Below are 17,287 nucleotides of genomic sequence, written 5' to 3' on the forward strand. Positions count from 1 at the left end.
GCACGTGCATCCAGCCTAGGAAGTGCGCCGAACGGCGACGCGGAGATTCCTTCCGGCTCCGATTCGCGCTAGGGGCGGTGGGCACCCAGGCGGTCGGCGGTCGGCGACCCGTCGCGATCGCTAGCGGCACGGCAACGCTGGCGCAAGCCGTTTCAGGTTCCTCCGTCCCCCTCTAGGTTCGCTGGGTGCCGAGTCCGAGGAGGTGGTGATCGATGACGGTTCTTGAATTGGCGGGGGTCGTGATCCTCATCCAGTCCGCGGTGCTCTGGGCGTGCGTCGCGAGCTGCGCCGCCTGGCAGCTCGCCAAGCGAGCTCGATACTGGATCCATTACCACGTTCCCTCGAATCGTGCTAGCACTGCCGCCCGTGACCTGGATACGGGACCCTGGAATCTGACGGACAAGGAGGTCCTCATGAAAGCCAACCAGCGTCCAGCCGCCGCTAGCTCGACATCCGAGACTGCACTCGCCGGGATCATCGACATCCGAGAGTCGTTCTTGGAGGCGCCCCTGCGCAGCGAAATCCGCGAACTGCTGTGGGAGATCGAGTATCCGGCCTCAGGAGACGATCTGCTGCGCGAGGCAGTGCGCCGCCAGCTTTCGCCGCCGGCCATCGACGTGCTCCGGAACGCACGCGGCAGGTCCTTCGACGGCTGCCACGCCGTGTGCCGCTGCCTGCACCTCTGAACGCCGCCAGAGCCACGACGGCCGGTACCTCGTAACGCGAAGCATCCCGAATGGCGAAGCGGGGCCGCGACGCCTACGGTCGGAGGCATGCCTGATGTCCTCCCCGACGAGCGCCCCCTCCGCATCGCGTTTGTCGTGCTCCACACCTCCCCCCTCGACGAGCCCGGCACGAAGGATGCGGGAGGTATGAACGTCGTCGTGCTGGCCCAGGCAGAGGCGCTCGCGGCCCACGGACACCAGGTCGAGCTCATCACGAGGCGCAGCGACCCCGACTCGGCGCCCACCGTGCAGCTCGGCGAAAACCTCCGCCTCCACAACCTCGACGCCGGTCCCGCGCGTCTCATTGCTAAGGGCGAGCACGAGCACGTCATCCAGGAGTTCCAGGATGCGCTTGCCGCCCTCCTGAGTGAGCTGCCCGTCGACCTGCTGCACGCCCAGCACTGGTTCTCCGGCGTCGCGTCGCTCCCCGTCGCCCTCGAATTGGGGATCCCGATCGTGCAGAGCTTCCACTCCATCGCTGCCGACAGCTCCACTCCGCTCGCCGACGGGGAACGCGCCGAGTCGCCGGGCCGCCTCGCGGGCGAGGCGATGCTCGCGAAGTCGGTCGACGCCATCGTCGTCGTGAGCCAGGCCGAGCGGGATACCGTCCTCACGCGTCTCGGTGGCAACCCGGCGATCACCCACATCGTGCCGCCCGGCGTCGACGCCGACCTCTTCTTCCCCGCCTGGGACGCCCGCGCCGAGCCGGCCGCGCGCGAGCCGCGACCGACACGTGCCCTGTCGGCCGGGCGCCTGCATCCGCTCAAGGGCTTCGATCTGGCCCTCGACGCGATCGCCGAGATCGACGACGACGTGCGCCCCGACTACGTGCTCGTGGGGGCCGCCCCGCCCGACGAGGACGGCCGCGCCTATGAGGCCCAGCTGCACGAGGCCGTCGAACGCCACGGGCTCGCCGAGCACGTGCAGTACATCGGTTCTCTCAGCAGGCAGGCCCTCGCGGCGCAGCTCCGGCTCGTCGACATCGTGCTGATCCCCTCGCACTCGGAGACCTACGGGCTGGTTGCCCTGGAAGCCGCCGCCTCCGGGATACCGGTTGTCGCCGCCGCGGCCGGCGGGCTCCGCGAGGCCGTCGTCGACGGCGTCACCGGCACGCTGCTCGAAAGCCGCGACCCCGCGGCCTGGGCCGGCGCCATCGCGGGCATTCTGCGCGATCCGGCCCTCGCCGAACGCCTGAGTGTCGCCGCACGCGAGCACGCGCTTGCCCACTCCTGGGACCTCAGCGCCGAAGGGCTCCTGACCGTATTCCGCCAGCTGGTCGCCCGTGCAGAGCCGGGACTGACACATGCCTGAGCGGCGTGCGAGCCTGCTCGACTCCGTGCGCCACGTCCTCATCGTGCACGCGCATCCCGACGACGAAGCCCTCGCGGGCGGCGCTTTGCTTCGCGAGTTGCACGAGCGCGGCGCCAAGGTGACGCTCGTGACCTGCACGCGGGGTGAGCTCGGTGAGATCGTGGCGGGCGTCCTTCCCGCCGACACGTCGGTCGCGGAGCTCGCAGACGTGCGCGAGCGCGAGCTGCGCGGGTCCCTCGATGCGCTTGGCATCGACCAGCACAGGTGGCTCGGAACGCCGCCCGCACGGGCCGCGGGCCTCGAGGCCCGCGACTACCGGGACTCGGGGATGCGCTGGCTGCGGCCAGGGCTTGCGGGCCCCGCCGACGAAACCGAGCTGCGTGCGTTCAGCGTCGCCCCGCTCGAAGAGGTCACGGCCGACTTCGCGGCCGCGATCGCGCACGATGTGCCGGACGTGGTCATCAGCTACGACGCGACGGGCGGCTACGGGCACCCAGATCATGTGCGGGCCCGGGAGGCGAGCCTCGCCGCCGCGCGGGCGGCCGGCGTGCGGTTCGCGGAGCTCGTCGAGCAGAGCGAGCGTGGTCTCGCCGCCGAGATCGGCGACCTCGAATGGTTCGAGCTCGAGCAGCACCGTGGCGCGGTCGTCGCGGCCCTGCGCAGCCACCGCACGCAGCTCACCGTCGACGACGACGGTGCCGGGCTTGTGCACTCCGGCGGGCAGCGGCAGGACGTGCACGTCGCGATCGGCCTGCGGGAAGTGGTCGCGTAGCCGCGTTCACTCGTCGCGGCAGGCGGGCCCCGGTTGCCTGGCGTCACACTCTGTCTTTCAGCGGTCGGCTCGCCTAGGCTCGCCGTGCAACATGCTCCGGGGTCGGTGAAAGTCCGAACCGGCGGTGAAAGTCCGCGACCCGCTCGTCCGCGAGCGGTTGATCCAGCGGCCCTTTTCTTCAGGGGCAGAGGCGGGACCGACGGTTAAAGTCCGGATGGTAGGTGCATGGGAGGCGCTCGTTTCGGCGAGGGCCCTCGTTGGCGTCGGCTGCCGGAATCTCCGGCTGCGCTGGCACCGGGACATGGCCCCGTGGCACGCAATATGCGGAGGTCACCGGCGATGCCGATCCAAGAACTCAACCGCGTCGACTCTGTCGACGCCGCCATGCAACTGGCGCTCTCCCTCGCGGCCAGAGGCCCCGTCCGAGATCCCAATCCACAGGTCGGATGCGTGCTCCTCGCACCACCCTCTTCTGGCGGTTGGCCGCGCCGCATCCTGGGCCGCGGCTTCCACCGCGGGGCCGGGAGCCCGCACGCCGAGGCGGCCGCGCTCGACGACGCACGGTCTGCCGGGGCGGATGCGCGGGGCGCGACCGCCGTCGTCACCCTCGAACCCTGCGCCCACACCGGCCTGACGCCGTCGTGCGCCAACGCGCTTCTCGAGGCCGGAGTCGCGGAAGTCGTGTTCGCGGTCGCGGACCCGAACCCGGTTGCCTCCGGGGGAGCGGCGCGGCTCCGCGCACAGGGGGTTCGCGTGCTCGAAGGCCTCCGGAGGTCCGAAGGCGAGGCGCTCCTGCGTGTCTGGCTTACCGGTGTCACCGAGCGCCGGCCGTTCGTGACGCTCAAGCTCGCCTCCACGCTCGATGGTCGAGTTGCTGCGGCGGACGGGTCGAGCAAGTGGATCACCTCGGACGCCGCGAGGGCGCATGCGCATCAGCGACGGGCCGAGGCCTGCGCGATCCTTGTCGGAACGGGCACGCAGCGCGCCGACAACCCGTCGCTCTCCGTTCGGGCTCCCGCGGCCGAAGTCGCCTCGCAGCCGCTCCGGGTGGTCATGGGGTTGCGGGCTGTCGCGGCCGACGCCGCCGTGCGTGCCCAGCCCGAGCTGTTCGTGCACTTGCGGACACACGACGCGGTCGCTGCGCTCGAAGAGCTTCGGGCGAGAGGCGTGCGCCACGTCATCGTCGAGGGTGGTCCCACTATCGCGGCCGCGTTCCTCCGTGCGGGGCTTGTCGACGAGATTGACGCGTACCTCGCGCCGATCCTGTTGGGCGACGGCGCGAGTTCCGTCGCGTCGCTCGACATCGGGAGTCTTCGCGACGCGAACCGGTGGGCCACAGAGTCGGTGCATCCGCTGGGCGTGGACACGCTCATCCACCTGGTTCGGGAACCGCAAGCAGAAAGCACGCCCAGTCGTGCTGCCGACGCCGAGGGAGTCGCAGCATGAGCCACCGGTTCGCCCGCGCGCTCGAGGCGCTTCAAGCCGGACGCCCCGTGCTCGTCGCCGACGCCGCATCGCGCGAGAACGAGGTCGACGCGATCCTCGCCGCCAACACAGCCACACCCGAGTGGATGGGGTGGATCATCCGCCACTCATCCGGCCTCCTGTGCGCGCCGCTGCCGGCGCCGCTCGCCGATCGGCTCGAACTGCCGCTCATGGTCGAACGCAGCGAGGATGCACGTGGCACCGCCTACACGGTCACCGTCGACGCGGCGGTCGGGGTGACGACGGGCATCTCCGCGAGCGACCGCGCCACGACGGTCAGGGCACTCGCATCGGCGGACGCTTCGCCGCGCGACCTCATCCGCCCCGGCCACGTGCTGCCGCTGCGGGCCGTCGACGGCGGCGTGCTCGAGCGGCCCGGCCACACGGAAGCCGCCGTCGACCTCGTGCGCCTCGCCGGTGCAGGCGAGGTCGGGGTCATCGCCGAGCTCGTCCGCGACGACGGCGAGATGCTCTCGTACGCCGAGGCGGGTGAGCTCGCGCTGGCACACGACCTCGTGCTGCTGCACGTCGACGACATCGTCAGCTTCCGCGTGGAGTTCCCTGGATTCCCGGCGACGGCCACAACACAGAACCACCACCACAGCAGCACACGCGCCGCAGAGGCGCTGACCAGAGGAGCACAGCGATGAGCGGACAGGGAGCACCGACGGTGCAGGCAGACGGCACGGGGATGCGGGTTGTGATCGTCGCTGCCACGTGGCACGCGACGGCCATGGCGGCGCTCCTCGACGGCGCCTACCGGGCCCTGTCGGCATCCGGCGTCACCGACGTGCGGGTTGTGCGGGTTCCAGGCTCGTTCGAGCTGCCCGTCGCAGCGAGCCGAATCGCGGCCAGCAAGCCGGATGCGATCGTCGCCCTCGGCGTCGTCATCCGCGGCGGCACCCCGCACTTCGAGTACGTCTGCTCGGCCGCCACGAACGGCCTCACCGACGTCGCCGTGCGCACCGGCATCCCGGTCGGCTTCGGCGTGCTGACCTGTGACGACGAGGAGCAGGTGCTGGCGCGCATAGGCCTGCCCGACAGCTTCGAAGACAAGGGCGCGGATGCGGCGCTCGCGGCGATCGCCACGGCCGCTGTCCTGCGCGACATCGCGTCGGCGTCGGCGTCGGCAGGGGCCTCGGTGTCGGTTTCCGCGAAGGCCGGTGAGTGACGGTGTTCACCGGCATCATCGAGGAGCTCGGGCTGATCACGCGCATCGTCCGGCACGACACGGATGCGCGCCTCACGGTGCGCGGGCCGCTGAGCGTGAGCGACGCCCAGGTCGGCGATTCCGTCTCCGTCGACGGCGTGTGCCTCACCGTCGCGGCGCTGCTCGACGACGGTTTCACGGCCGACGTCATGGGGGAGACCCTGCGCGCCTCCACCCTCGGCGACAGGTCAGAGGGGGACGCGGTGAACCTCGAGCGCGCCATGCGCCTCGGCGACCGGCTCGGCGGGCACATCGTTCAGGGGCACGTCGACACGAGCAGCCAGGTGCTGGAGGTCGAGCGCTTCGACGCCTGGCGACGCATTCGCTTCGCGCTCGACCCGGCGCACGCCCGGCTGCTCGTCGACAAGGGCTCCGTGGCGGTGTCCGGGGTCTCGCTGACGGTGAGCGCCGTCGGGTCGGCGGGAACGAGTGGGAATCCCGGTGACGGCGACTGGTTCGAGGTGTCGCTCATCCCCGAGACGCTCGGCGCGACGACGCTCGGCTCGCTCAGCGTGGGGGACCGCGTCAACGTCGAGACCGACATCCTCGCGCGGCACGTGGCGAGGCTCGCGAGCTTCCCCGGGGCGGTGGGCTGAAGTCGCGACCGCCGCGATCGCAGGGCAGGTGGTGTGAGGTCCTCACTCCGCCTGCCCTGCCCTGCCTGCCCTGTCTGCCCGGGACGGGGCTGGTGCCGGCTGGTCGGGGAGTTTGGTCTGATCTGTCGCAATCGTGATTAACCGCTTGATCATCGGGCGGTCGTGTGGTTATAGTCTGCGTAACCGATTAACCACGACCAATGAGGTGTCATGAACCAACGAGGGTTCTACAAGCCAAACGACGCTTGGGTGGGCGACGTGATCCCGTGGCAGGAAGACGGACGCTTTCACCTTTTCTACCTCCACGAGACTCGCGAAGAGCCGAAGGCTGGCATGCCTTGGCATCGCATCGAGACGGACAACGTCGTCGACTTCTCCGAAACCGGAGTTGCACTCGCGTCAAGTGGCGCAGAGGCCGCCGATTTCAACGTCTACACGGGCAGCATCGTGCTTGACCAGAACGGTCTCCACCACGCGTTCTACACGGGCCAAAACCCAGCCATCGTCGGCCGGGACGGTCGGGCGCTCCAGGTAGTCATGCACGCAACAAGCAGCGACGGCATGCTCACCTGGGAACGACACCCCGCGCACACCTTCGGTGCAACATCCGGCTACGAAACCGGCGACTGGCGCGATCCGTTCGTGTTCTGGGACGCAGATCAGCAGCTCTGGCGCATGCTCATCACCGCTCGTCACGCGCAGGGACCCGACCGACGCCGTGGCGTCATCGCGCAGTGCACCTCGGAAGATCTCACGACTTGGCGCGCTGCCGCTCCGTTCTGGGACCCGCGGCAGTACGTCGCGCACGAATGTCCAGAGGTCTTCAAATGGGGCAACTGGTGGTACCTCGTCTACTCGGAGTTCAGCGACGCCTTCACCACCCGCTACCGAATGTCGCGCAGCCTCGAGGGCCCCTGGCATGTCCCACAGCACGACACCATCGACGGGCGGGCCTACTACGCGGCGAAATCCGCAGAACGAGAAGGCCGGCGGTTCTTCTTCGGCTGGATCGCAACACGGGAGGGCGCGCACGACGACGGCGCCTGGCAGTGGGCAGGCACCATGGCCGTACTCGAAGCGGAGCAGCAGCCCGATGGGACCCTGGCGTTCCATCCGGCAGACGAACTCCGAGAAACGTTCGACACGTCCGTCGGCATCGACGGCATCACACCAGGGGCTGCGCTGACCTCAGCTGGCGGATACGCCGAAGCGCTCACGGACCGCGACGCACCGAGCTCCGTCCGCGTGCGTGCGCGCTTCCACATCAAGGAGGACGCCACTGAATGCGGCGTTCTCCTGCGGGCGAGCGCAGATGGCAACACGGGGTACCGCCTGCGACTCGAACCGAAGCGCAATCGCCTCGTCTTCGATCGTTGGCCGCGCGCATCCACCGGTACCGAGCAGTGGCAGATCTCAGGGGATGTTCCCCACGTCGTCGAGCTTGAACGGCCCTGCCAACTCGACGCGGGCCTGCATGAGATCGAGGTGATCCTCGACGGTGAACTCTGCGTCGCGACTGTCGACAACGCCGTGGTCCTGAGCACTCGACTGTACGACTTGCCCGCCGGTCGGCTCGGCGTCTTCGTCGGTGAGGGCGCCGCAACCCTCGACAGCTTCATCGTCCAGACGCGCGACCCGGCACCCCATTCGCTTCCCCCACACCACCAGCAGCTCGTCACCTCGGCGAACTGACCCTCACTCGCTGTCCCGATCAATCAACGGAGATCTCGATCATGTTCAGAACACCCAGAAAGACCGCCATCGTCGCGACCGTCGCGGCGACACTGCTTGCGCTCACGGCCTGCGCAGGTGGTGCCAAGAGCGTCGACCCGAGCAACGTGAATCCGGAGGGAGAGGTCGTCGCCAGGGAGATCTCGTGGCTCCTGTCCAGGCCAGCTGACGGCGGTGTCATCACGGCCATGCAGCAGATCGCCGAAGAGTATGCCGCGGAGCATCCTGGCTTCGCGCTCAACCTGATCACCACCCCCGACCGTCCTTCCTACATCCAGAAGTACGAGACGCTGGCCGCGGCCAATCAACTCCCTGAGCTCTTCGACACGGATGCAACACCGTTCGCTCAGAAGCTCGCCGACCAGGGGCGGATGCTCGACATCGACGCGCTCCTCGAGGACCTCGGGCTTGCCGACGATTATCGTGAGACAGCGCTCAACTACCAACGGTTCGACGACGGTTCGCTCCACATGGTGCCGTTCGAATTCCAGCTGGAGTTCTTCTGGTACAACCAGGCGCTCCTGGACGAGGCAGGCGTGCAGGTGCCCGCAACGCTCGATGATTTCCCGAAGATGTGCGAGGGCCTTCGAGCAGCAGGGATCACACCGATCGCCCTCAACGGGCAGGATCAGTGGCCGCTCGAACGGTACATGGCGTACTACCCGTTCCGCATGGTCGGGCCCCAATACGTGCAGGACCTGAAGAACGGCGAGGCGTCCTTCTCCGACCCAGCCGGGCGCGCTGCCGCCGAATGGCTGTCGTCGCTCGGACAAGCCGGCTGCTTCCAAGAAGGCTTCTCCTCCACCGGCTACGCAGACGCGCAGGCACTCTTCACCTCGGGCAAAGCCGCCGTCTACAACATCGGCACGTGGGAGCTGGGGAACCTGGCGACCGAAGCGCTCGACGCCGGCGTGCGCGACGACGTCAGCTACTTCACCCTCCCGACCACTGACGGAGCGGTCAATGCCGACAACGAGTACGTCACCCCGTCGGGTATCGGGATGGCCGTCAACACGAAGACCTACGACCCACTGGTCCGCGACTTCCTCGCGTTCGCGCTCGAGCGATACCCGACGCTCTACGCCGCAACGGGTGCGATTTCTCCGACAATCTCTGCAGCAACCGTCATCCCTGACAGTGCAACCCCGCTGTACGAGCAGGCGGTTTCCCAGGCCGACGACACTGGAACAGCGATTGCCATGCCGTGGGACACCCAGCTCGACCCCGCCACCAACACTCGCCTCCAACAGGAACTGACCTTGCTCGTGCAGGGAGACATCACACCCGACCAGTTCGTGGAGACCATGGACGCCGCAATCTCGGAGAACCGCGTTGAGTAACGCAGCCCCCACGGAGAATCACGACTCGCGCCCGCGTCGTCCGAAGAAGCAGTTTGCGTCGATGCTCCCGCTCCGATCTCGTCGCTCGGTGCTGGTCTTCCTCCTCCCGCCACTGCTCCTCTACAGTGCCGCGGTGCTGTTGCCGATCGTGCAGTCGCTGTTCCTGAGCTTCTACCGCTGGGACGGCATCACGGACATGGTCTTCATCGGCCTCGACAACTACGTGAAGATGTTCACACGCGATGACGTCTTCTGGACGTCGTTTGTGAACGCGCTCGGCTACCTGGCTATCTGCCTTGTGCTGCAACTGGGTGGAGCACTCGCCGTCGCGGGGCTCCTCACCGCGATGCCAAGAGCGCGCGAGCTCGTGAAGACGCTGTACCTGCTGCCCGCTGTCATCTCAACGGTGGCGATCGCGTTCCTCTTCCAGCGCATCTACTCGCTGGAACCCGTCGGGCTGATCAACCAGATTCTCGAATGGGTTGGACTCGGTGCTTGGCAGACTGCCTGGCTCTCCAACGTGCAGACTGTGCTCCTTGCCGTCTCCATCCCAGAAGGGTGGAGGTTCACGGGCCTCTACATGCTCATCATCTACGCAGCGCTCATCGCGGTCCCGAAAGAGCTGGAAGAGGCTGCTCGTCTCGACGGGGCATCTTGGTGGCAGATCTTCTGGCGGATCAGATTCCCTTACATTCGCCCCGTCTGGATCACAACCACGATCATGGCGACCACTTTCGCGCTGCGTGGCTTCGACATCCCGTACCTGCTGACCAACGGTGGGCCAGGACAGTCCTCGGAGCTCCTGACCACGTACATGTACAAGACAGCTTTTGTGCATACCGACTACGGCTACGCCAGTGCAATCTCCGTGTTCATCGTCGTTGAGTGCCTTGTGGCTGTTGGCCTCATCTTCCTGCTTCTTCGTAGAAAGGACGCCTCATGACCGCGACACCCGTTCTTGCCCCCGCCACGTCGCCGCTCGAACCCGAGCCAGCGCCAACACCACAGCTGCGGCGTGCCCGTTCACCCCGACCGCCCCGAGTCCGGGTCCAACGGACGCTCCTCACCGTGACCGTCGTACTCGTTGTGCTCGCGCAGGTGTATCCACTGGCTTGGCTCTTTGTGACGAGCTTCCGCACCGCTGCAGATTTCGCCGGCGGCAATCCCTTCGCGCTTCCGGCCGAGTTCACGCTCGAGAACTACTCACGAGCGTTCGCGACCGGCAACCTCTGGCTCAACATCGCCAATAGCTTCATCGTCACGCTCGGCTCGAGTGCGCTCATTGTCATCGCAGGAATGATGGCCGCGTTTGCTCTCCAGGTGCTCGGGTTCAGACTCAGCGGCCTCGTGCGAGGGCTCTTCCTGCTTGGCATCATCGTGCCCGTGCAGATTGCACTTGTGCCCCTGTTCATCGACTACTCGCAGATCGGGTTGCTCGACACTCACCTGTCGATGATCATTCCTCTCGCTGCCTTCGCGATGCCGATGGCCGTCTACTTGTTCTCTTCGTTCTACGAGTACATTCCGCGCGAGATGTACGAGGCGGCGTCCCTCGACGGGGCGGGCCCGTACCGGATCTTCACCCAGATCACGTTCCCGCTTTCCGTGAACACGATCATCACGGTTGTCCTCGTGAACAGCATCTTCATTTGGAACGACTTCATCTTTGCGAATACGTTTGTGCTCTCCGATGGGCTCAAGACGATCCCACTCGGATTGCAGAACTACATCGGCGCGATGGGCAACACGGACTGGACAGCGACGTTCGCTGCCGTCTGCGTCACCGTGACGCCGCTGCTGCTCGTTTTCCTTGTCCTCAACAAGGCAATGATCAGTGGCCTCGAGAGCGGAGCGACCAAGGGATGAACTCGTCCGAACACCAGAAAAACGGCCCTCCAGTGACGATGCGCGAGGTTGCCAAGGCGGCGGGAGTGTCCGTCGCCACGGTTTCCCATGTCGTCAACAACAAGAAGGGCGCACGCATCGGCGAGGATGCTCGCCGCCGTGTGCAGCAGGTCGTCGCTGACCTCGGATACCGTCCGAACGCACTTGCCAAGACACTCTCGCAGGGCACGTCTCGTTTCATCGGGCTGGTCGCCGATGCCATCGCGACGACCCCGTTTGCCGGTCAGATCATCCACGGAGCGCAGGATGAAGCCTGGAAACACGGCTACATCCTGCTCGTAGCCAACACGGAGAGCAACGCGGCGGCGGAGAGCGAGGCGATCGCCATGATGCTCGAGCACCAGGTGCACGGCATCCTCTACTCCACTTGGTATCACCGCGGAATCACGCCTCCTGAGAGCCTCAAGCAGACCGACACCGTGCTCGTGAACTGTTACGCCCTTGAAGGCGACTACCCCGCGGTCGTCCCAGACGAGCACCAAGGCGGCCAGGCCGCAACTGCGGCGCTGCTTGCCGCAGGCCATCAACGCATCGCGTTTATCAACACGACGACAGAATCTCCCGCGCAGTCCGGTCGCCTCGAAGGGTACCGGGCAGCACTTGAAGCCGCAGGGATCCCGTTTGATGACTCTCTGGTGTTCCCCGCCGCCCCGCAGCAAGAAGGCGGCTACGCGAGTACCGATGGGGTGCTGCGCGCTGAAGCCACCGCCGTGTTCTGTCACAACGACCGCGTCGCGATGGGCCTCTACGACGGGCTCCGCGAACGCGGCCTGCGGATCCCCGAGGATGTCGCCGTCATGGGCTTCGATAACCAGGACGTGATCGCCGCCCACCTGCGGCCACCGCTCTCGACGGTTGCGCTCCCGCACTACGAGCTTGGAGCGCAGGGTGTGCGTCTGCTTCTCGGGCTCGAGCGCTCCACGGAGAACGATCCGCAGTTGATCGAATGCCCGCCTATCGCGCGGAGCTCCGTCTGATGGCGGGCAGCCTGCACCACACAGCTGAGCTCCGTGTGCCGCGGCCGATCATCCACTTCGCCCCTGAACGCCACTGGATGAACGACCCGAATGGGCTCATCCACCACCAGGGCCGCTGGCATGTCTACTTCCAATTCAACCCGGAAGGCAACGAATGGGGGAACATGAGCTGGGGCCACGCGAGCAGCAGCGATCTCCTCTCCTGGACAGAGCATCCCGTTGCCCTTCGCTACAGCCCAACCGAGCAGATCTACTCGGGGTCGATCGTGCACGACCAGACCAGCGAGCACGACCGATTGCGGGCGATCTACACGAGCGCGTACTCCAACGGCAAGCAGGCTCAGTCCGAGGCCACGAGTTCAGACGGAGGCATGACGTGGACGCGGAGTCCGCACAACCCGATTCTCGACAGAGGCACATCGAACTTCCGGGACCCGAAGGTCATCAGGTGCGCTGATCCCGAGGGGCGCGAACGGTGGATTCTCCTCGCCGTCGAAGCCGAAGACCGTCAGGTGCTGTTCTATGGCTCAGACGACCTCGAGACCTGGGACTACCTGAGCTCGTTCGGACCGACCGGCCCGGTCGGCGTCGTGTGGGAATGCCCAGATCTTGTTCGGCTCCCGCTCGACGAAGACCCGGAACGTGCCCGCTGGGTGCTGACCCTGAGCACCAACCCCGTCGGTGATGAAGCGGACAGGGAGGGATCGTCGATGAGCTACGTGGTCGGTGACTTCGACGGGCACACGTTCACGGCGGAAGCCCCAGGTCTTCGGCGACTCGACCACGGGCGTGACTTCTACGCCGGCGTCACCTTCGCTGATGCGCCGAGCGACGCACCCATCATGCTCGGCTGGATGAGCAACTGGCAGTACGCCGACCAGATCCCGTCGGCACCGTGGCGCGGAGCCATGTCTCTGCCCCGAGAGCTTTCGCTTCGGGAGCTGGGTGGGCGGGCGCAGTTGGTTCAGCGCCCGCTGGGGCTTGACGAGGCGCTGCTGCGGTCGGACGTGAGCAGCGCGCCCGTCCCGGCCGGCGGCGCTTCGTGGAACCTGAGCGTCCACTCCGTCATCGACCTCGCTTGGGACCCGCGCGTGACCGGGAACGCGAAGTTGGTGCTGCGCGGCCAAAGCGACTTCGTTGAGGTGACACACGACACCAACTCGGGTGAGCTCACCATCAGGCGAGGTGGGCGAGCGTCCGAGGCTGTGCACCCTGACTTCCCGTCGCTGATCTCCATGCCGCTGGATCCTTCAGCGCCGGTGCGCCTTCTTATCTGCCTCGACGGACCACTCCTCGAGGTGTTCGCAAACGGTGGTGAGCAGGTGGCGTCGCACCTCGTCCTGTTGGGTGGAGGGGCAGTGAGCGCCTCGATCACAACAGATCGGCCTGCGCTCATCACGGTGGCCGTTGGAGACCTCGCTGGAGAGAGCCAGCGCTGAGACTCCCTGCGTCGCGATACTGGATGGCGCAGCCTCGCCTCGGGGTCGGAAGGCGACCCTTTCACGCGTCGCGGAGCCGCGTGTGCAGCTCCGCGACGCGGGCGCGGATGTCGTCGCGCACGAGCCGCATCCGCTCCATACCGGCGATGCCGCGCTCCGAGGGCTCGTCCGTGATCCATCGCTCAACGGGGACGGTCACGCCGTCCGGAAGCTGCGCCTCGTCGCCAAGCACGACGATCAGGTCGGCGCTGTCGAGCATCGCGGGCGTGAGCGGCTTCGGGTGCTCATCGCCGACGTCGATCCCGAGCTCGGCGAGCGACTCGACTGACTCGACGTTGAGCGCGCCGCCCGGCGTGGTCCCGGCGGAGGTGACTTGCACGGAACCGTCGCCGAGTGCACGCATCAGGGCGGCGGCCAGCTGCGACTTCCCGCCGTTCTTCTTGCAGACGAAGACGACGTTCGTTGGGGTGCTTGAGGCGCTCATAGCAGCATTCTCCGCCACGCGGGTAACGCGGAGGCGTTTGTTTGCCGGCGAGGGTGGTGTTGCCGGCACCTGAGGCAGAATGGGGCGATGCAGGGTCAAGGTGCAGCAGAACGCGACGATGATGCCGCGGGAGACGACAACACGCACCAGAACGCGGCCCAGAACTCGGCCCAGGATTCTGCCGTGAGCACGGCCGTGAGCGTCGTCGAGTCGTGGCGCGTCGACTCAGGCCGAGTCATCGCGCACGCCGCCCATCGGGAGCGCTTCGAGCGCTCCGTCGGTGAGCTCTTCGGGGACTCCGCGACGGTACGGCCTGTGCTCTGGACTGGGAGCCCCGCCGGGGCCAATCCTGTCGAAGCAGAGTGGTCACGCATCTGGGCCGACGTTTCCGAGAGCGTGCCCCTCGCCGAGTCGTGGTTCCCGCGGCTCACGGCGCGCCTCGATGGCGGCCGAGTGATTGTCGAGCTCAACCTCCGTCCCGCCCCCGAGGCGAGGCCCCTTACGAAGCTCGCGACGCGCCTCGACGAACGCCGGTGGCCGACCATCAAGGGACCGGACTTCCCGTACCTGTCGGAGCTTCGTGTGAGCGTCGCCGACGAGGGCGCCGCAGACGCCCTCCTCGTCGACGAGCACGGCATGATCAACGAGGCAGCCCACGGCACCGTCGTCGGCTGGCTCGGCGAGACGCTGGTTGTGCCCAAGGCGCACCGGCGCGTGCCGGGAACCACGCTGGGCGTGCTCGAGAAGCTGTTCGCCATGGCTGGCGTGCCTCGCGTGGAGGGCGACCTGCTCGCCGATCCACTGGCCGCATCCGCGGGCCGTGGCTGGGACGAGCTCTGGTACCTCAACACGCTCCACGGCATCAGCCCCGTGGCCATGCTCGACGGGACGCGCCTCGGCCTCGACGTCGCACGCGTGCGCCGGTGGCGGCCACGTCTCGAAGAAGCCAGCTCAGTGCCGCTGCTCGATGGGCCGCTCCCCGACGGGCGCTCCGCGTGATCGTCGTCGTCGACAACCGCGACTCCTACACCTACAACCTCGTGCAGCTGCTGCTCGAGCACAGCGACCGCGACGTGCGGGTCGTGGACGCCGGCGATCCGGCCGCGATCAAGGCCTGCCTCGGCTGGATCTCCGCCGGCCTCGTCTCGGGCGTTGTCATCTCGCCCGGCCCCGGGCATCCGGCCAACGCTGCCGACTTCGAGGGCTCGGCCGCCGTGCTGGATGCTGCCCTCGCGCCAGGATCGAACCTGCCCGTCTTCGGGGTGTGCCTCGGGCACCAAGGCATCGCCCTTGCGTTCGGCGGCGAGGTCGTCGCCGCCCCCGAAGCGAGGCACGGTTGGCGCTCGCCGCTCGAACACGACGGCACGGGCCCCTTCGCCGGGATCCCGCAGGGTACGCTCGTCACCCGCTATCACTCGCTTGCCGTCCGCGAGCCGCTGCCCGCGGGCCTGCGCGTGACCGCCCGCAGCGAAGACGGGGTCGTGCAGGGGCTCGAAGTCGTGGGAAGGCCCGTGTGGGGAGTGCAGTTCCACCCTGAGTCCATCGCAAGCGAACACGGACGGCAGATGGTCGCGAACTTCGTGGCGGCGGTGGATGCGATGGGGCTCGACCTTGCGGATCCCGTCGACCGGGTTTCGCGGGACCCCGATGGCGTCGTCTCGGGTGCGGTCGCGACCTCGGGCGGCGAAACCTCCGCGCTGTCTGACGTCAGCGAGCTCTTCGTCGCGAGCCGGGTCGCGCGCGGGCCGCAAGCCGACGGACGGTCGGCCGCCGAGACCGCCGCGACGTACATCTACCGCGACGTGCTCCGAAACTCGTCAGCGAGTGTCTGGGTGGATGTGCCGGACGAGACGGGCAGGCTGGCGCGGTGGAGCATCCTCGCCGACGACGCCCCGATCACCGGTATGAACTCCCACACTCGCACCGCCAGCGAACCCGCGCGCGTGGTGCGGCTCTGCGGCGAAGGCAGCTTCGAGGCAGTGCAGCGGGCTCTCGAAGGGATGCACCCTGTCGGTGGAGAGGGGCTCGCGTTCCGAGGCGGCTTGCTCGGCTACTTCGGCTACGAGCTCGGGGTGCAAATGCTGGGTGTCAGGCCACGGCAGCCCGATCAAGCAGAGCCCCGGCTTCCGGACGCCTGGTGGCTCGACCCGCGGCGCGCAGTACTCGTCGACCGCGCGACCGGCACCGTCACCGTCATCGCGACCGCGTCCACCCGGGCGCTCGCGGAGGCCGCGGCGCAGCTCTTCTCTGACGAGGTTCGCGGCGCGCTCGACGCCGAGCCCAGCACCACGCCTCAAACCGAGCCCAGCACTGCGCCCAGAACAGAGCCCAGCACCACAACCGGCGGCGCGCTCGACGCGACCAGCCCATCCGCCCGCCCCGGCGATCGCGATGCCCTCGTCGAGGGAACCTGGCACACCACGAGGGTGCAGTATGCCGCCGACATCGCACGATGCCGCGAGCACCTGCTCGCCGGCGACTCGTACGAGCTGTGCCTCACCAACGAGTTCAGGCCAGACACCGACGCAGATCCTGACCCGCTCGACCTGTTCCTCGAACTGCGCGCCACCGATCCCGCACCATACGCGGCGCTGCTCGAGTTCGATGGTGGTGCCGTCGTGAGCGCCTCTCCGGAGCGATTCCTGCGCGGCACAACAGGCGGCGACTACGAGACCAAGCCCATCAAGGGCACGGCGGCTCGCGCATCCGACCCGCTCGTCGACGCGGCTGCCGCGCGTGAGCTCGCGAACGACCCGAAGGTTTTCGCCGAGAACCTCATGATCGTCGACCTGCTGCGCAACGACCTGGGCCGCGTCTGCACGCCAGGTTCTGTGCACGTCCCGAGCCTCATGGCTGTCGAGTCGTTCGCGACCGTGCACCAGCTCGTCACCACCGTGCGCGGTTCAGCCCCGGGCACCCCGCCGCTCGACGTCGTGCGGGCGCTGTTCCCAGGCGGGTCCATGACGGGTGCGCCCAAGCTGCGCAGCGTCGAGTTGCTGCGCGACATCGAGGACCGCGACCGCGGCGTCTACTCTGGCGCCCTCGGCGTGCTCGGCGCGGACGGTTCGACGGAACTGGGCATCGTCATCCGCACCGCAGTCCGAGATGCGCGCGGCTGGTCCATCGGGGCAGGTGGCGCGATCGTTCTGGCGAGCGATCCGGAAGGCGAGACCCTCGAAGTCGAACTGAAAGCAAGCGCCCTACGGCGCGCCTTCGCGAGGGCCGCGCGGGGCTGAGCACGTGCGGGGTTCCCGCAGAGCTCAGGGGTCTCTCGGATGCGCGTGCGGGGTTTCTGCAGACGGTGGTGGGAAA

At 67.6% G+C, this 17,287-nt stretch carries 16 protein-coding genes; 15 read left to right on the top strand and 1 reads right to left on the bottom strand.

Annotated features, from left to right (window positions below; all coding sequences use genetic code 11):
• Positions 1-212: 212 nt before the first annotated feature.
• The 13 genes from C5B85_RS09735 to C5B85_RS09795 all read left to right on the top strand — a co-directional run bounded on the left by C5B85_RS09735 (position 213) and on the right by C5B85_RS09795 (position 13,491).
• Entirely contained in the window at positions 213-686 is a 474-nt protein-coding gene (locus C5B85_RS09735) for a hypothetical protein (protein ID WP_104285842.1), read from the top strand.
• Positions 687-773: 87 nt separating this feature from the next.
• Entirely contained in the window at positions 774-2,036 is a 1,263-nt protein-coding gene (locus tag C5B85_RS09740; protein ID WP_104285843.1) for a glycosyltransferase, read from the top strand.
• Positions 2,029-2,808 carry a PIG-L family deacetylase gene (locus C5B85_RS09745; protein ID WP_104285844.1) on the top strand — a complete coding sequence of 260 codons (780 nt, stop codon included), beginning with the start codon at positions 2,029-2,031 and terminating at the stop codon, positions 2,806-2,808. The genes C5B85_RS09740 and C5B85_RS09745 overlap by 8 nt, the downstream gene beginning before the upstream one ends.
• Positions 2,809-3,147: 339 nt before the next feature.
• A complete protein-coding gene (gene ribD, locus C5B85_RS09750) occupies positions 3,148-4,254 on the top strand; it encodes a bifunctional diaminohydroxyphosphoribosylaminopyrimidine deaminase/5-amino-6-(5-phosphoribosylamino)uracil reductase RibD (RefSeq protein WP_258070705.1) in 1,107 nt (368 codons plus the stop codon).
• Positions 4,251-4,943 carry a 3,4-dihydroxy-2-butanone-4-phosphate synthase gene (gene ribB / locus C5B85_RS09755; protein ID WP_104285846.1) on the top strand — a complete coding sequence of 231 codons (693 nt, stop codon included), beginning with the start codon at positions 4,251-4,253 and terminating at the stop codon, positions 4,941-4,943. Before ribD ends, ribB begins: the two co-directional genes overlap by 4 nt.
• A complete protein-coding gene (ribH, locus tag C5B85_RS09760; RefSeq protein WP_104285847.1) occupies positions 4,940-5,464 on the top strand; it encodes a 6,7-dimethyl-8-ribityllumazine synthase in 525 nt (174 codons plus the stop codon). The genes ribB and ribH overlap by 4 nt, the downstream gene beginning before the upstream one ends.
• Before the next feature lie 2 nt (positions 5,465-5,466).
• Positions 5,467-6,099, top strand: a complete 633-nt coding sequence (locus C5B85_RS09765) for a riboflavin synthase (protein WP_104285985.1) — start codon at positions 5,467-5,469, stop codon at positions 6,097-6,099.
• 210 nt (positions 6,100-6,309) lie between these two features.
• Positions 6,310-7,791 carry a family 43 glycosylhydrolase gene (locus C5B85_RS09770; RefSeq protein ID WP_104285848.1) on the top strand — a complete coding sequence of 494 codons (1,482 nt, stop codon included), beginning with the start codon at positions 6,310-6,312 and terminating at the stop codon, positions 7,789-7,791.
• Between the two features lie 41 nt (positions 7,792-7,832).
• Positions 7,833-9,170, top strand: coding sequence for an ABC transporter substrate-binding protein (locus C5B85_RS09775; protein WP_104285849.1), 1,338 nt, complete (start codon positions 7,833-7,835; stop codon positions 9,168-9,170).
• Positions 9,171-9,231: 61 nt separating this feature from the next.
• The gene (locus C5B85_RS09780) at positions 9,232-10,113 is read left to right on the top strand and encodes a carbohydrate ABC transporter permease (RefSeq protein ID WP_104285850.1); all 882 of its coding nucleotides are present in this window, start codon (positions 9,232-9,234) and stop codon (positions 10,111-10,113) included.
• Positions 10,110-11,036, top strand: coding sequence for a carbohydrate ABC transporter permease (locus C5B85_RS09785; RefSeq protein ID WP_104285851.1), 927 nt, complete (start codon positions 10,110-10,112; stop codon positions 11,034-11,036). Before C5B85_RS09780 ends, C5B85_RS09785 begins: the two co-directional genes overlap by 4 nt.
• On the top strand, positions 11,033-12,052 hold the full coding sequence (locus tag C5B85_RS09790) for a LacI family DNA-binding transcriptional regulator (protein ID WP_104285852.1): 1,020 nt from the start codon (positions 11,033-11,035) through the stop codon (positions 12,050-12,052). Before C5B85_RS09785 ends, C5B85_RS09790 begins: the two co-directional genes overlap by 4 nt.
• Positions 12,022-13,491 carry a glycoside hydrolase family 32 protein gene (locus tag C5B85_RS09795; RefSeq protein WP_104285853.1) on the top strand — a complete coding sequence of 490 codons (1,470 nt, stop codon included), beginning with the start codon at positions 12,022-12,024 and terminating at the stop codon, positions 13,489-13,491. The genes C5B85_RS09790 and C5B85_RS09795 overlap by 31 nt, the downstream gene beginning before the upstream one ends.
• Positions 13,492-13,552: 61 nt before the next feature.
• Here the strand turns inward: C5B85_RS09795 and C5B85_RS09800 are convergent, their stop codons facing one another.
• Positions 13,553-13,975 (bottom strand): low molecular weight phosphatase family protein, encoded by a 423-nt coding sequence (locus C5B85_RS09800; RefSeq protein WP_104285854.1) that lies wholly within the window; start codon positions 13,973-13,975, stop codon positions 13,553-13,555.
• An 87-nt stretch (positions 13,976-14,062) separates the two neighbouring features.
• Between C5B85_RS09800 and C5B85_RS09805 the strand changes: the two genes are divergently transcribed.
• Positions 14,063-14,974 (top strand): aminotransferase class IV, encoded by a 912-nt coding sequence (locus C5B85_RS09805; RefSeq protein WP_104285986.1) that lies wholly within the window; start codon positions 14,063-14,065, stop codon positions 14,972-14,974.
• Complete coding sequence (locus C5B85_RS09810) at positions 14,971-17,211, top strand: chorismate-binding protein (protein WP_181064375.1); 2,241 nt, start codon at positions 14,971-14,973, stop codon at positions 17,209-17,211. Before C5B85_RS09805 ends, C5B85_RS09810 begins: the two co-directional genes overlap by 4 nt.
• The last annotated feature ends 76 nt before the right edge of the window (positions 17,212-17,287 follow it).

Origin of the sequence: Pseudoclavibacter sp. AY1F1 (genome assembly GCF_002931075.1) — a bacterium.
Taxonomy (GTDB): Bacteria; Actinomycetota; Actinomycetes; order Actinomycetales; family Microbacteriaceae; genus Pseudoclavibacter.

Bases quoted from the DNA above. Each gene is read 5' to 3' on its own strand.
- C5B85_RS09735 (WP_104285842.1), top strand. From the start codon at position 213: ATGACGGTTCTTGAATTGGCGGGGGTCGTGATCCTCATCCAGTCCGCG.
- C5B85_RS09740 (WP_104285843.1), top strand. From the start codon at position 774: ATGCCTGATGTCCTCCCCGACGAGCGCCCCCTCCGCATCGCGTTTGTC.
- C5B85_RS09745 (WP_104285844.1), top strand. From the start codon at position 2,029: ATGCCTGAGCGGCGTGCGAGCCTGCTCGACTCCGTGCGCCACGTCCTC.
- ribD (WP_258070705.1), top strand. From the start codon at position 3,148: ATGCCGATCCAAGAACTCAACCGCGTCGACTCTGTCGACGCCGCCATG.
- ribB (WP_104285846.1), top strand. From the start codon at position 4,251: ATGAGCCACCGGTTCGCCCGCGCGCTCGAGGCGCTTCAAGCCGGACGC.
- ribH (WP_104285847.1), top strand. From the start codon at position 4,940: ATGAGCGGACAGGGAGCACCGACGGTGCAGGCAGACGGCACGGGGATG.
- C5B85_RS09770 (WP_104285848.1), top strand. From the start codon at position 6,310: ATGAACCAACGAGGGTTCTACAAGCCAAACGACGCTTGGGTGGGCGAC.
- C5B85_RS09775 (WP_104285849.1), top strand. From the start codon at position 7,833: ATGTTCAGAACACCCAGAAAGACCGCCATCGTCGCGACCGTCGCGGCG.
- C5B85_RS09780 (WP_104285850.1), top strand. From the start codon at position 9,232: ATGCTCCCGCTCCGATCTCGTCGCTCGGTGCTGGTCTTCCTCCTCCCG.
- C5B85_RS09785 (WP_104285851.1), top strand. From the start codon at position 10,110: ATGACCGCGACACCCGTTCTTGCCCCCGCCACGTCGCCGCTCGAACCC.
- C5B85_RS09790 (WP_104285852.1), top strand. From the start codon at position 11,033: ATGAACTCGTCCGAACACCAGAAAAACGGCCCTCCAGTGACGATGCGC.
- C5B85_RS09795 (WP_104285853.1), top strand. From the start codon at position 12,022: ATGCCCGCCTATCGCGCGGAGCTCCGTCTGATGGCGGGCAGCCTGCAC.
- C5B85_RS09800 (WP_104285854.1), bottom strand. From the start codon at position 13,975: ATGAGCGCCTCAAGCACCCCAACGAACGTCGTCTTCGTCTGCAAGAAG.
- C5B85_RS09805 (WP_104285986.1), top strand. From the start codon at position 14,063: ATGCAGGGTCAAGGTGCAGCAGAACGCGACGATGATGCCGCGGGAGAC.